10 protein-coding genes, 1 tRNA gene and 3 pseudogenes are annotated in these 13,249 nt (G+C 67.0%); 6 read left to right on the forward strand and 8 right to left on the reverse strand.

What is annotated here, in order from left to right:
- The first annotated feature begins 262 nt into the window (after positions 1–262).
- A complete protein-coding gene (locus tag FNV62_RS07810; protein WP_143600456.1) occupies positions 263–904 on the forward strand; it encodes a carbonic anhydrase in 642 nt (213 codons plus the stop codon).
- A gap of 289 nt (positions 905–1,193) precedes the next feature.
- Here FNV62_RS07810 and FNV62_RS07815 read toward each other — a convergent pair whose 3' ends face one another.
- The gene (locus FNV62_RS07815; protein ID WP_164657570.1) at positions 1,194–1,658 is read right to left on the reverse strand and encodes a hypothetical protein; all 465 of its coding nucleotides are present in this window, start codon (positions 1,656–1,658) and stop codon (positions 1,194–1,196) included.
- A gap of 364 nt (positions 1,659–2,022) precedes the next feature.
- On the opposite strand from FNV62_RS07815, the gene FNV62_RS07820 reads away from it, so the two are divergent.
- Positions 2,023–2,298, forward strand: coding sequence for a hypothetical protein (locus FNV62_RS07820; RefSeq protein ID WP_144314921.1), 276 nt, complete (start codon positions 2,023–2,025; stop codon positions 2,296–2,298).
- A 794-nt stretch (positions 2,299–3,092) separates the two neighbouring features.
- On the opposite strand, the gene FNV62_RS07825 is transcribed toward FNV62_RS07820, so the two are convergent.
- Together FNV62_RS07825 and FNV62_RS07830 are read right to left on the reverse strand one after the other, a co-directional pair.
- Positions 3,093–3,305: a hypothetical protein gene (locus FNV62_RS07825; protein ID WP_144314922.1), complete on the reverse strand. Its 213-nt coding sequence runs from the start codon at positions 3,303–3,305 to the stop codon at positions 3,093–3,095.
- Positions 3,302–3,526 carry a LexA family protein gene (locus FNV62_RS07830; protein ID WP_144314924.1) on the reverse strand — a complete coding sequence of 75 codons (225 nt, stop codon included), beginning with the start codon at positions 3,524–3,526 and terminating at the stop codon, positions 3,302–3,304. The genes FNV62_RS07825 and FNV62_RS07830 overlap by 4 nt, the downstream gene beginning before the upstream one ends.
- Before the next feature lie 678 nt (positions 3,527–4,204).
- On the opposite strand from FNV62_RS07830, the gene FNV62_RS07835 reads away from it, so the two are divergent.
- Positions 4,205–4,714, forward strand: coding sequence for a hypothetical protein (locus tag FNV62_RS07835; protein WP_143599462.1), 510 nt, complete (start codon positions 4,205–4,207; stop codon positions 4,712–4,714).
- Positions 4,715–5,729: 1,015 nt separating this feature from the next.
- On the opposite strand, the gene FNV62_RS07840 is transcribed toward FNV62_RS07835, so the two are convergent.
- Positions 5,730–6,968: an IS701 family transposase gene (locus FNV62_RS07840; protein WP_375336837.1), complete on the reverse strand. Its 1,239-nt coding sequence runs from the start codon at positions 6,966–6,968 to the stop codon at positions 5,730–5,732.
- 990 nt (positions 6,969–7,958) lie between these two features.
- On the opposite strand from FNV62_RS07840, the pseudogene FNV62_RS55560 reads away from it, so the two are divergent.
- A pseudogene (locus FNV62_RS55560) lies at positions 7,959–8,057 on the forward strand (cation transporter); the annotation flags it as partial.
- 80 nt (positions 8,058–8,137) lie between these two features.
- Here the strand turns inward: FNV62_RS55560 and FNV62_RS07850 are convergent.
- Positions 8,138–8,578: a VOC family protein gene (locus FNV62_RS07850; RefSeq protein WP_144314925.1), complete on the reverse strand. Its 441-nt coding sequence runs from the start codon at positions 8,576–8,578 to the stop codon at positions 8,138–8,140.
- A gap of 92 nt (positions 8,579–8,670) precedes the next feature.
- On the opposite strand from FNV62_RS07850, the pseudogene FNV62_RS07855 reads away from it, so the two are divergent.
- A pseudogene (locus tag FNV62_RS07855) lies at positions 8,671–9,437 on the forward strand (transposase).
- 119 nt (positions 9,438–9,556) lie between these two features.
- Here the strand turns inward: FNV62_RS07855 and FNV62_RS07860 are convergent.
- Positions 9,557–10,426, reverse strand: coding sequence for a transposase (locus tag FNV62_RS07860; RefSeq protein WP_225900196.1), 870 nt, complete (start codon positions 10,424–10,426; stop codon positions 9,557–9,559).
- Between the two features lie 124 nt (positions 10,427–10,550).
- Between FNV62_RS07860 and FNV62_RS57965 the strand changes: the two are divergent.
- Positions 10,551–10,829, forward strand: a pseudogene (locus FNV62_RS57965) (cation transporter); the annotation flags it as partial.
- A 763-nt stretch (positions 10,830–11,592) separates the two neighbouring features.
- Here FNV62_RS57965 and FNV62_RS07870 read toward each other — a convergent pair.
- Together FNV62_RS07870 and FNV62_RS07875 are read right to left on the reverse strand one after the other, a co-directional pair.
- Positions 11,593–11,670 (reverse strand) — tRNA-Ile (locus FNV62_RS07870).
- A gap of 324 nt (positions 11,671–11,994) precedes the next feature.
- A complete protein-coding gene (locus FNV62_RS07875) occupies positions 11,995–13,191 on the reverse strand; it encodes a TIGR03118 family protein (RefSeq protein ID WP_144314926.1) in 1,197 nt (398 codons plus the stop codon).
- Positions 13,192–13,249 lie beyond the last annotated feature (58 nt).

Raw genomic sequence — 13,249 nt, forward strand, 5'->3', positions numbered from 1 at the left:
GCAGATCCACTCGTGTGGCGTACACGCCCCCTGCCCTGCGGATCCTCGCGGTTGGCGAGTGACAGCGTCGCGGGAAGAGGCTTAACGCAGGGCCAGGCGGTGCGGGCGGGCCGTGGTGGGCCGAGCGGCTGCGCAGCGCACCGAGGAGGCCCACCGAGAACGACACCGCCCGGCGTCTGGGAGTGCCGGCCGGGAGGGTGCCCAGGCCGCCATCCGTGGACCCGGCCGCGCGATCTAGCGGGGCCGGCCCTAGCCTTCCGCCATGACTGAGACCCTGACGCCGACTCCCGATGATGCCTTCGAGATGCTGTTGGCGGGCAACCACCGGTTCGTGGCCGGCTCGCCCGAGCACCCCAACCAGGACGCCGCACGCCGCGCCGAGACCGCCCCGGCCCAGAATCCCTTCGCGGTGCTGTTCGGCTGCTCCGATTCCCGGCTGGCCGCCGAGATCATCTTCGACCAGGGCCTCGGGGATCTGTTCGTGGTGCGTAACGCCGGGCATGTCGTCGGCGCGGAGGCGTTGGGAAGTATCGAGTACGGCGTGAGTGTGCTGGACTGCCCGCTGGTCGTGGTGCTGGGCCATGACTCGTGCGGGGCCATCGCAGCTGCCCGCGCTGCCGCCGACGGCGGCCGGGTGCCCTCCGGCTTCGTCCGTGACGTGGTCGAGCGTGTGACCCCGAGTGTGCTGGCGGCCCGCGCCGCCGGGCGCGAGCAGCCCGAGGAGATCCTGGCCGAGCACGTAAGGCACACCGTCGATCTGCTGCTGGAACGCTCCCGCGTGCTGGCCGAGCGAGTGTCCGCCGGTCGACTTGCCGTGGTGGGTCTGTCCTACCGCCTGGCCGACGGCAGTGCACAACTGGTCGCCTCCCACGGCCTGAGCAGGGCTGCTGCCCCCACACGGTGAAACCCGCTGCCGGCCGCCCGGTGTTCAGTGCTGCTGGAGGCCGGGGACCGAGGAGGGCCGGGGCCCCGCGGCGACAGGACCGAAGAGAGCCCCCGACCGATCCTGCTGGTCAGAGGCTCTCCACCACTGCGGTGGGTGTGGGATTTGAACCCACGGTGACTCGCGCCACGACGGTTTTCAAGACCGCCTAAAAGCCCAAGGCCCAAGGTGCGCTGACCAGGACGTTCACTGACTCTGCCCGGCTCGCTTGAGCGAGTCTGGCCAGAGGATGGCCGCACGGTCCCATTTTCTAGCCTGGCTGGTGGTTCTCCGGCGCCCTCAAAGGCATGAAGGCACGCATCTGGTCGATGGCAGGTTGCACCCCTGAACGCATTCGGTGCACCAGGCCCATGTCCTGCAGGGCATTCAGGTCCCTATTGATCATCTTCTGGGTGTGTCCGGCGTACTCTTCTGCCAGCTCGGCATTTAGATGCCTGACCTCAGCCGTCGGCGTGATCTCACCCACCGGCAGTGACAGAAACAGGCGCCGACGCCGCCGATCCACCGCAGGGACGTAGGCCGCTTCGAGGAACGCCTTGGCTTCTTCCTTGGTGAAAGGGTTCGCCTCGGTCTCGTCGACGAAGTTCTTTGCACGGCATGCGGTCGAGGTCGTACTCCTGATCGCGTTATAGGCCCGAGAGCAGCTCATCTCTCGCCAGGCGGCGAGGCTGCATCGCCAAGGGCATGCCGCGGTGATTTGACGCGACCGGGGCATGCGAGGAGCATTGGACCCGGCTCGTCATATATATGTGCCTGCTCCGAAGGTTTAACCGATGGTCCGCAGCGAGCACCATCCCCGCTCCGCACTGGATCGACTATCCATTGCATGGAGTCACCTTTCGGAGCTCTCTGCCGGGCGACCAAAAAGTCAAGAGTACCCGGCGGAGCCTGGGAGAGCGGGATGACCAAGCGATCCGTGGTCAATCACCAGACGCCTGGAACGCCCGGAAATTAACTCGAGAATTCCGGCGCATTGAATTATCGGAGGCGCACAGTTATCCCATCGTACGGGAGGAAGGAACAAGCTCGTGCTGAATTGCCGGAAGCGACAGATAGCGACAGCGATAGCGTCGGCGGCAATGGTGGGAGGAATCGTCACCATCGGGACTCCCGCTTCGGCGGCACCCGCACCGACCAGCACAGTTTCCATCGCTCAGGCACGCGTTGGCAATGGTCTGACGCAGGCTCAGCGCCTGCTCCCTGAGAAGCCGTGCCAGCACCACACCCAGGACGGGGACCCGGGTGGTGGCAGCGGCAACACCCAGGGCGGGACCCAGGGTGGTGGCAGCGGCAACACCCAGGGCGGGACCCAGGGTGGTGGCAGCGGCAACACCCAGGGCGGGACCCAGGGCTGATCGCTGAGAAGTCCCCAGAAATGTCGGCACCTCGCGGAGGTCACCTCGGCGAGGTGCCGATCTCTCGCCGCTTTAAGAACGGAACGCTCCGGCCGTGGTCGACCTGGACAGCGCCAAGCGCGTGCGCACGGTGCTGGAACACCTGGCCAAGCGGCACTTAAGGGAGGTCGTCTCACGTGAGTGCGCTGCACGGTGGCCCCGCGGCTAGGGCCAAGCAGCGATAGGGCCTTTCAGGCTCGCGATTCATCCTGACCAGTTGAATGAAGTCGGCAAGGGCGCGGAGCCAGGGTTTGAACAGAGGGCGAGACGTTGCAGCCCGCCCAGACCTTCGCGGACGCCAGGGGGAGTGTCGGACCCGAAAGGGTCAGGTCAGCGTGCTCCGGAGCGAGGTCACAGTGGGTCTACCCCCGTTCGGGGCGAAGAGGTCTCCGTGCCAGTGCCGTGCCACATCGTGGGGTCAATCACGGTCAGCGGCGGGGGTACGCGGTCGAGACATGCCGTTCACCTGGACCGCCACTGCAGCCGGACTGACCTGGAGAACAGTGCCGCCGGCCACGTCCGCCCTTACAAGGCGACGGTTGACGAGTCTCCGGCGGACAGACTCAACACAGGGGGCGTGGCAGATTGCTGCGCCCCCTTGCTACGTCTGCCCTGCTAGACCCAGGTGTCCAGGAAGCCGCGCAGGCGGTGGTGACGGAACACGCGGCGCGTGAGGGCGTGAGCATGTCGCGGCAGGAGGTCGAGTGGCCTGTGAAGAGGGCCGTACGACCCCCGGCGTCGGAGGGCTGACGGCGCTACTCCGCGTCCGGCCAGACGGCCAGCGTGCGAGCCTCGGCCTCGTCGACCAGTGTGAGGCGTGCGCCGGGGATGGTGCCGTACTCGCCCACCCAGGACACGAACTTGCCTCGCGCGACTGCGTCGTTCTCCCACCAGCCGTGCATGACCGGGCGGCCACTGGAGGACACCGTGAGGTGGAAGCGCTCCCGGTCAGGGGCGGTGCTGGTCATGTGAGCCTGATCCCGCGCGGCCTGTGAGGCTCGCGGACGATGTACCCGAGCGCTTCGATCCGTCCCAGGTGGTAGTGCACGGAGGCGCGGCTGCGCATGCCCACATGCTCGCCGATCTCCTGCATGGTCGGGGATTCACCTCGTTCGGTGATCGACTCGCGGATGCAGCGCAGGATGTGCTCCTGGGTGCTGGTGAGGTAGTCGACCCTGTGGTTTGCCATATCCGAATTAGATCGCGTGTTCGAATTCTGCGCCAAGGTGAGCCGCACCGCACCGGTTTGTTCGGCGGCACCGTCACGTCGACCTGTTCAGCGCACGGCCGGTGACTGACGAGGGCAGGGCCACCTCAAAGAGTCCGAGGGGCGGCGGTGAACGGCGGCCCGCGGGTCTCTGGCTGGATCGCTTAGCGCTCCGCACGGCCGGCGGGCATGGGCTCGTGGACGAAACCGCAGCTGCGAGGCCCCATGGCGTGACGGCAGTCTTTGACGGCAACACCGGTGCACATGGCCGTATCGGGAGAACCAGCCGCGCACCTCGCAGGCCAGGCCAGACGGCATCGCCCCTGGTCGTTGGGCTGTTGGGGGGAACTTACAAAGCAGGTATCACCCCAACGAGTTGAACGCCCTCCCCCGGGCCGTCTCCAGGCCGTGGAAGGGCGCTCAATGATGACCAACGCCGACAACTGCCGACAGCTCGGCAGCAGGTCAGAGCGATGATCGGTTAGGCAGCCGCAGGTCACGGCCGCCGATGATCAGTTGTGGCTGAACTGGCGCCATCACAGCCAGCCTTTGACTCTGCGCTACTGCTCCTCAGCCAAGCCACAGCGAAGAGGAACGACTCCGCCGACTCGATGTCAGTGCCGCCTGCTCTACTTCAGCACAGGACAGGATCGGTGAACGATGGAGGCCGACATGGGCGTGCTGTACGACTACTTCCACGCGACTGACCACACCACGGCGGTGAACCAGGCCATCGGTCCTGACGGCGACTGGCGCCACGGGACGTCGCTGGGGGAGATGGGCGCAGACTGGATCGACGCAAAGGGCCTGGACCCGCACGTCGTGCTGGCCAAACTGGTCGCCTACGCCGAGGGCGTTCCCTTCACCGGTCAGCGGGATGCGCCGGAACTGATCTGGCCCGAACCGCCGTACCCCGAAGGTGAGCCCACCGACCCCGACTCCCCCTGGAACACGGGCCTGGTCCTCGAACAACTTCCCGATAGCTGGCGGGACATCCTCGCCACCCTCCCTGAGGACGCGGTCCCGATGGTGACGGCCCAGTGGTACGAGATAGAGGAGGTCGATTTCGCCGACTACCTCCATGCCAAGGACACGGTTGCCACGTTCATGGCCCTGGCCCGCCGCGCGCGGATGGCGGGCGACCACCTTTACTACCTATGCAGCCCGTGATCCTTTCCGTCCGATACCGGTTGCGGTACCTGTCCCGGGCTCCGGTACCCGGAACCGACCGTGCCGCTTACCGTCGCCCGTAGCCGAAGCAGGCGGGGTCGCCTGACATCCACGGCTGACATCAACGGCGCCGGACGCCAGCAACTCCGGGCGGTCGTAGGCATCAGCTCAAGCCTTGCAGCAGCCGACCGCTGAGGGCGTCGGATCGAACTCCTAAAGCGGGTGTCAGTCGCCTCCTTGTCCTGGTCTTTGTCCTGTGCGCCCACGGCCGCGACCGTTCACCGCCGTACGCGCACCCCCTCTGACCTGCCCAGCGAACCCCTGCGAACGCCCCCGGACGGCCGCGCGGACAGTTGGAAAGCGTGTTGGGGGCAACCCCTCACGAGTTCGAATCTCGTATCCTCCGCCAGTGCCTCACCGGGCACGATGTCGAAGGGCCCCACCGCTTGCGGTGGGGCCCTTCGACGTTGGCCGTCTCGGCTTCCGTCTCCGTCGTAGCCGGGTGGCGAGCGTCATGCAGTCGCCCGTGACCGGGCAGACCGATCGTGGGGCGCCCCGCCCGCGACTTCGTGGACTTGGCTCGCGCCGCCTCCGCTCCCGCTTCGGGCAGTGGGCCGCATCCCTACCGCACGGGTTGGCGCCGCGGCCGTGCGCGCGCTTGGGCCGAAGTCGGTTCTTCCGGATACGGACGTATCCCGCGTCGAGGCCGACGTCCTCGACGAGCGATGTTCTCGACCGAGTACTCGAGCCAGCTCGTCACACCGGCAGGAGAGGTAGGGCAGCCCCGTCAGTAGCCTCAGGGTTCGCTCAATTTTGCACGCAGCATCTTTTTGCCCCCTAGTACTCCAGCAGCACTTTGACGTTTTCCCTGTTCAGGGTCGGTCTGGGTGAGTGTAGAGGGCTGATGGCCGGCCTGTGTTCTCTTTCCCGGGCCGCCCCTCGATCGTGTGCAGCCGCCGCTGATAGTGACAGCGGCGGGCGACGGCTTGGCGTCGTCTGCGCCAGTGTGACCACCTCAACGCGCGTGCGCTGATGAGGGGCTGGTGAACGGCGATGGATGAGTGGCCAGTTGCCAGGAGCCGCCGAATTTCTGCCACGGTGAGGGGCGCGAGGCAGGAACCGTTTCTGCTGCCCCTTTTGCCGCGGCGTCGACGGCCATGACGGCCAGGAAGGCATGCGCCAGCATGGCCAGGGTGATGTGCCGCATCCAGCCGGTGTAGCGGCGGACTTCGTACTGGTCGAGGCCGCATTCGTTCTTCGCGGCCTGGAAGGCTTCCTCGATGGCCCAGCGCGTCCCGGCGACGCGGACCAAGTGCTCGATGGTGGTGCCGAGCGGTGCGTAGGCGAGGTAGTAGGCGATCTCTTCGGGCTTGTTGATGCTGCGGCGGGCCAGTGCCCACCGCTGGTGGGTGGGCATCTCGTCGTCGAAGTCCTCGATGGGCGTGATCTGCAGGGCGGCCCAGTGGTAGACGCGCGGGCCCTTGGCCCCGTCACCGCACGAACGTCTCTCCCACGCTTCGTCGGGTGCTTGGGAGAAGAGGTGGTCGATGCGTCCGAAGTGGGGCACCTGCTGGGACTTGGGAACCGCGAGTACATACCCCAGGCTGGTCTCCTCCAGCATGTGGCGCAGCCGCCATTCCTGGCCGTAGGCGGCGTCCGCGGTCACCCAGGCGATCGGCAGCGGTGAGGCGATCGCCCGCAGCACCATGGCCTTGGCCAGGTCGGGTTTGGTGGCGAAAGTCCGCTCGTTGGGGATGTGAGCGGCGCGGCAGCGGTCGCGGTCGTCGGTCCAGGTCTTGGGCAGGTACAACTCCCGGTCCACCAGGGCGCGTCCGTGTGTGGTGGCGTAGGCGGCGAACACGCCGATCTGGCAGTTTTCGGTGCGGCCGGCGGTGCCGGAGTACTGGCGCTGGACGCCGGCCGAGGTGGTGCCTTTCTTGAGGAAGCCGGTGTCGTCGAGGATGAGGATCCCGTCGGGCTCGCCGAGCCGTTCGGCTACGTAGTGCTGGAGGTCGTCGCGGAGCTCATCGGCGTCCCAGCGGGCGCCGTTGAGGAGCCGCTGGAGGCGGTCGGGTGTGCGGTGTCCGGCGTATTCGGCCAGCTGCCAGCCGTTTTTGCGGCCGACCGGGCCCAGTAGTCCACGGATGTAGTCACGCATCCGGCGACGCGGCTCGACACGCCTGAAGCGGTGGCCGGTACGCAGGAACAGTTCCTCGAGTTCGTCGTTCCAGATCTCAACTGCACGCTCGTCGATCACGCCGGGAGGCTGCCCGGACCGCTGTCACTATCAGCGGCGGCTGCACACGATCGAGGGGCGGCCCGGGAAAGAGAACACAGGCCGGCCATCAGCCCTCTACACTCACCCAGACCGACCCTGAACAGGGAAAACGTCAAAGTGCTGCTGGAGTACTAGCTTCCGGAGACTGCGGCCAGGCCACTGCCCTCGCTTGCAGACGCTCTCGCGCATCTCCGAACCGACACAGTCCTGCTGACCGGCCGTACCAAAAGGGCGCCTTTCAAACACCCGCGCAGCCGTCTGCCGGCACGCGCATCGCGTCCACTCTCCAGCACCTCGCCGCTCATCCTGCTCACGCCGCGTCAGCGGCCGGCGCGGAGGCCTGCCGACGCGCAACCATGCTGAGCCGGCCCCGATCCCCGAGGCCGCCGCGTCGACCCAGCCCGCCCACCACCCTTCTTTCTTCTCCACCGGGCATGGGAGCAGCGGCAGCAGAGGGGATGTCAGGCCCCCGACCACGCGGAAATTGGGGGCTGACCTGGGCCTACGCACAGGCGCTGACAGGAGGTGGGGAACCCTTGATGCAACAGTCAGGTGCAACAGTGGCCGCAGTAGATGGTTCCAACAGTTGGTGGCTCAACACCTTCCGCTCACAGGAGATGACCAACTCATCGCCGTGTCCCAGCCCGCCCCGGTCTGCGGGATACGAAGGAGCGTTGACCGTGCTTCGTGGCGACGAACCCGAGCGGATCGGGCTCACCAGCGAAACCTGCTTCAGCCGTCGCCGACGCTCCCGACAGCCGGCCGCCTTGGTGGCGTTGAACAGATCCGCGAGACCAACCCAGGATCGCAGAGCGACACACCCGCAGGATGACCGCGGCGCTGCGAAAAGGATCCCCACGGGTCCCGGAAGAGGCGTTGGCGATCTACGTGAAATGATCCACGGCATCGTTCCACCCGGCAGGACTCGGGGCGCGCGCCCCGACGAGTCGGCCGGCGGAGGCGAGTGAGGCGCAGCACTCCACGCCGGTTATCGTCCTGGCAGCCCTCTCCCTCGCGATCATGCCGTTCCTGTCCGCCGCCCAGCGCCGCGCCGGACGCGAACTAAGGCTTGGCCCGTAGCTGCTGGTCGCGGGGCCGCAGCGTCGTAGAAGAAGCCCTCCGGGGGTGTCGTGCCGAGCCCGGTGCTACCTGGCTGGCCCGGCGTGGTTCCTTCGTCCGAGCCGGTCGGCGACGAACGCGGCGAGCGTCTCTTGGGACGGGTGCCCCCAGCCGATGCAGAACGGGTGTCCGGCCGGGTCGGCGTACACCTGATGGCCTTCGTCGCTGTCCAGGTCAGGAGCCGGCTGGAGCAGGCGGGCGCCGAGGGAGATTGCCTCTTCGTGCGCGGCTCGGGGGTCATCGACGTGGAGGTCGAGATGCACTTGTTGAAGGACGCCGTGTGGCCACTCGGGAGGAACGTGGTTCGGTGCCAGCTGTACGCCGATCCGCCACTCCCCATCGGCATCGACGACGCTGTGCCATGCCTCATCCTCAAAGACGTAGCCGCCGAAGATCCCAGCCCAGAACGAGCTTTCGGCAGTCAGGTCGGCTGCGTCGAACACGATCACGTTACGCACCAGCTTCATGACGCCGAGGCTACGAAATGCCGCCGCCCGCGTGCCCGGACATCGACCAATTCCGTGCGGTAGCCGCTGTTCACGGATGAGATGATCTCGGTGTGGCTGGTGTGATCACGGCGTCGGAACCGTCTTGGATAGCCCCGTTCACCGGGCTGAGCGCGCGCGCCTTCACGAAGCTGGTGACGCAGCTGCGGCGTGAGGGTGTCGACGCCCCGGGCAAAGGGCGACCGTGGAAGCTCGCCCTGGAAGACCGGGTGTTGCTGGTTGCTGCGTACTGGCGAACGAACCTCACGCTGCGCCAACTCGCCCCGCTGTTCGGGGTGTCGAAGTCGGCGGCCGACCGCGTTATCGACGACCTCGGCCCGAAGCTCGCCCTCCTGCCGCGCAAGCGGTTCGCGAAGGACGCGGTGCTGATCGTGGATGGCACCCTGGTGCCCACCCGCGACCACAACGTGGCCGAGCAGTCCAAAAACTACCGGTACTCCACCAACCACCAGGTGGTCATCGACGCCGACACCCGCCTGGTGGTCGTGGTCGGCCGACCGCTTCCGGGCAACCGCAATGACTGCCGGGCCTGAAGCGAGTCCGGCGCCATAGCCGCGGTTGGCAAGACCACGACGATCGCCGACGGCGGCTATCCGGGCACCGGGCTGGTGATGCCGCACCGCCGCCGCACCGGCGAGGAATTGTCCGACTGGCAACAGGCCCACAACAAATCCATAAGCAGGTCCGCGCCCGCGTCGAGCACGTCTTCGCCCGTATGAAGACCTACAAGATCCTGCGCGACTGCCGGCTCCGCGGCGACGGCGTGCACCATGCGATGCGCGGCATCGCCTGCCTCCACAACCTCACCCTCGCCGGATAGGCGAGCCCGCCCGGGGTCGAGCACGTCCCGACCAGCCGAAAGGTCATTTACGGGACAGCCCTTACGAGCTCGTGCACGGTAAGTGGTGAGACGTCGAGGGCCTCGGGGGGGCTCGCTGTTCACGTCTGCGGTGTCGGGATCAGGTCAGCGGTCCGCTGATGGGAGAGCAGGCCGGCGACGGCTTGGACGATGTCGCTCATGTGCTCGCGCCGGCCGAGGTGGCGGGCCAGCGCCCGCCAGTTCTTCAGATGGGCGATGCCGTGCTCAACCCGGATACGTCGCGAGGAGTGCGCCTTGCGTCGGCGCTCGTGGATCTCTTCGTACCAGTCCGGAGCGTTTTTCTTGAACTTGCGATGCGGTGGCGTCACCACGCGTCCGCCGGTCTGTGCCCCCAAGCCCTGGTAGCCCGCATCCGCGAGGATCTCCACTGCAGGCCCATCGGCCAGGAGCCGGACCAGCCCTAACTGGCGGGCGTGCGTGATGTCCGCGCAGCTGCCTGGCTCGCTCGGACTGCAGTACAGCACGTGGCCCTCCCCGTCCGTGACCACCATGCTCTTGACGGCGTTCTGCTTGTTCTTGCCGGAGATGAACTTGTCCCGATCCTTGCGTCCGGCGGCCGGCCGCCGGACGCGGATCTCGGTGCCGTCGATGATGCCCGTCTTCCCCGTGGTGCCGAGATGGTCCACGACCTGGGCCAGAGTCTGGAGGCGAACGCCTGGGGTGACGGAGCATCCCCGCTCGGCGAGCAGGGGCCGCACCTCGCCGATGGCCCGGGTGATGGTGGAGCGATCCACACCGAACCAGCAGGCCAGCACGTCATGCGTGGCCCCGTGGCGGAGATGCACAAGCGTTGCGAGCAGCCGGTCGACGAACACCAGCTGGTGCTTCGCGCCAGCGCCCACGGCTCGCTTGCGTTGCCGGGAGGCAAGCCGGGCCTGGTGCCGTTCACGCCACAACGGGCCTACTTCCGCTACGAGTTCGGCGATCACCCCGGCCGACAGACCTGTGATCCTTCGGTCGCTGATGATCGCTGCACGAGCCGCGTTTCCCACCACACACCCATGATCAACGATCAAGGGATCGACGTCTCACCGCTTACCGTGCACGAGCTCGTTAGGCTCCGCCTCCGCCGTCGCCGACTCCAAGCAGACCCTGCTCTGTACTTACCTCTCGGTCGTCCTCCTGGTCGGCCTGCTCGCCAACTCCCTGCTGGGCTGGACCTGGGCCGACCCCATCGCCGCCCTCGTGATCGCGGTTGTCGCGGTCAAGGACGGCCGCTAGGCCTGGCGCGGCGACGGCTGCTGCGCTCCCACCTGCCTTACGGCGCTCAAGGAGGTCGACGGCACGACGGTTCCCTGCGGTTGCGCCCCTGGGTGCTCGTGCTGCAACTGAGCCGACCGCGACCTGCGGGCCGTCCCTCAACTCCCCTAGCCGCGAGCTGAACCCGCAGCCCGACCGCCCGGCGAACCACAACGCAACGCCGTGACTCCGGAAGGCACCAAGGCACGGCCGTGCGGCGGCAGCAGCAGCTTGCTTGGCGGCACCGCGCCCAAAGTCACCATGTCAGCCCCGGAAACCAAGTCCTCGATGTGGGCTCGAGGGCGTTCAACGAAGCCGAACGCTACCCACCGCCAGGGCGAGCCGCCCCAGATACGCGAGGAGTTCGGCGACAGCCGTTGATCCCACCAGTCGGAAGGGGCCCCAAGGCACACCCACGAGCGGAGACACGAAACGAGCCTGCGCACTTCCAGTACCCGAGCTCGCTCACATCCCCACAGGTCAGGACCCTGACAGTGGGTAGCCGCGTTCTGCCCTGACGCCTCAGACGGTCCGTGTGAGTAGCGGATTCAAAGCTGCTTCGTGCGTCGGGGCCAAAGCCAACGAGGCAAGGAAGGAACGTACGCCACACCGTTCCACGCCCTCCGGGCCACTGTAGGGCCACTTGATCTTGCTCTGAGGGGACAAAGAGAGCCACCAGGCAACCTTTAGCGATCCCGATCGTTCGCATCACCGCAGGTCAGGACCTTGAATGTAACGATCACGCGGCACCAGCGGATCCAAGAGAGAAGCTGCGAGCAGCGGATTCCCTCCGTTGAACCGAAGTTGACGCTTCGGCTGCTGGGAAAGATCGTTTGCGCAGGTCTGGGCATGCTTCTGGTGGGGCGAGTGGGACTCGAACCCACGGCCGACGGATTATGAGTCCGCTGCTCTGCTCTACGCCGTAATCCGCCCCTCAACGCTTCCTGGTCGTCGGCATGCGGCTGACCGCAGCACCATCCATCGCCAGGACGCACCCTTTGCCGGCCGCAAACCCAGACGATCGCCACGCCGGACAGCTCACCCCACATGCAGCCGAGAGCCCTGTGCGCAACGCACAGAGGCTCCACCCCAGACACTCGGGGATGGAGCCTCTCTGGCCGTTGTCGCAGGCCAGGGCGTCTACGTACAGGTTACCGAGCGGTGAGGGAATACACCAAGGCGAGCGGCGCCCAGTGACGTCATTTACGAGAGCCAGGGCTTCACCGCGACGCGGGCCCACCCGGGGTGTGGCGACGGATTACTTCTCGGCGCGCAGAGTGCCGAGAAGCCCGTTGTTCTCGGCGTTGATTCCCGCTGCGAACCAGACGCTGTTCCTGCCGCCCGACTTGTCGGTGCCGCGCGCGAGGCCCCACAGCCCCGGGATCACTACCGGCTTCCCCCTGAGGTCCCGCAGGGTTCCCTCGAAGCGGCCGGTCTTCAGGTCGAAGGCGTTGATCTTGCCGTCTCCGAAGTTGCCGACGAGCAGATCACCGGAGAACTTGCCGAACTTCTCGGGCGCCGTCTCGAGGCCCCAGGGCGAGTTGAGCACGCCGTGGCTGGCGAAGCGCTTGAGCAGCCTGCCCTCCGTGCTGAACACGTCGATGAAGCCGTTGCCGGGACCGGCGACGTCGTCGTGCTTGTCGGCGTTCTGCTTGGCGTAGGTCACGAAGACCTGGTCGCCGATCAGTTTGACGTCGAACGGTGCGAAGCCGCTCTCGATGTTCGGGTCCTGGAACCGGTTGTCCGGCGGCAGGAGATGGAAGTTCGTGTCGAAGCTGTCGATGCGGGCGTCACGGAAGTTCGCGACGAGCAGGCGCGGCTCGTGGCACTTGCCGCCTTGCTTGCAGTCTCCCCCATGACCCTTGACCTCCCCGTGCTCCTTCTCGCCCGGCACGATCGTCAGGCCCTTGAATACAGCGGTCTCGCCGTCGCTGTCCTCGTGCGCGACCCGGACGGCGCTCGTCGGGTTCACCTCCGGGTTGAAGGCGAAGACGTCGCCGTCCTCCCCCGCGAAAAGGAAGCGGGCGACCCCGGACTTCCCTGTCCCGGAGTCGGTGAAGCGGAAGGCGTCGGCGTCGTTGCGCACGACCCCGGTCGGGGCGCCGCCCTCAGGGATCGACACGACCTGGGGGAGGATGTCGACCGGCTGGTTGTCGAGGGCGCCCGAGTACGTCGTGGCCTTGTCCGAGCCGTTGTCCGAGACAAAGATCTCGCCGGCGGGCGTACGGGCCAGACCCCAGGGGTTGACCAGGTTCGGATCGGTCTTCTCCGCCCTGCCCGGGATGTCGGACACGAGATCGCGCTCCCGGAAGCCGTGGTCGGCATTGCGCGGCGCGTCCCCGGCCCCGGGCGGCGCCGCGGCGACGAGTGCGCCGAACGTGCCCAGGGCGAGCGTGACCGCGGTCAGCCGCCGCAGGCTGGGACGCGGTCCACGGGCCGATGCTTTTGATGCCATGCGATTACTCCTGTTCCAGTGCGAGCCCCATTGTGGGGCAAACAACCAGAAGTCATCT

The organism is Streptomyces sp. RLB3-17, assembly GCF_007113425.2.
GTDB lineage: Bacteria > Actinomycetota > Actinomycetes > Streptomycetales > Streptomycetaceae > Streptomyces > Streptomyces mirabilis_D.

What these genes read in the sequence shown, in the direction of transcription:
- FNV62_RS07810 (WP_143600456.1), top strand. Translation starts at nt 263, where the DNA reads ATGACTGAGACCCTGACGCCGACTCCCGATGATGCCTTCGAGATGCTG.
- FNV62_RS07815 (WP_164657570.1), bottom strand. Translation starts at nt 1,658, where the DNA reads ATGCCCCGGTCGCGTCAAATCACCGCGGCATGCCCTTGGCGATGCAGC.
- FNV62_RS07820 (WP_144314921.1), top strand. Translation starts at nt 2,023, where the DNA reads ATGGTGGGAGGAATCGTCACCATCGGGACTCCCGCTTCGGCGGCACCC.
- FNV62_RS07825 (WP_144314922.1), bottom strand. Translation starts at nt 3,305, where the DNA reads ATGACCAGCACCGCCCCTGACCGGGAGCGCTTCCACCTCACGGTGTCC.
- FNV62_RS07830 (WP_144314924.1), bottom strand. Translation starts at nt 3,526, where the DNA reads ATGGCAAACCACAGGGTCGACTACCTCACCAGCACCCAGGAGCACATC.
- FNV62_RS07835 (WP_143599462.1), top strand. Translation starts at nt 4,205, where the DNA reads ATGGAGGCCGACATGGGCGTGCTGTACGACTACTTCCACGCGACTGAC.
- FNV62_RS07850 (WP_144314925.1), bottom strand. Translation starts at nt 8,578, where the DNA reads ATGAAGCTGGTGCGTAACGTGATCGTGTTCGACGCAGCCGACCTGACT.
- FNV62_RS07875 (WP_144314926.1), bottom strand. Translation starts at nt 13,191, where the DNA reads ATGGCATCAAAAGCATCGGCCCGTGGACCGCGTCCCAGCCTGCGGCGG.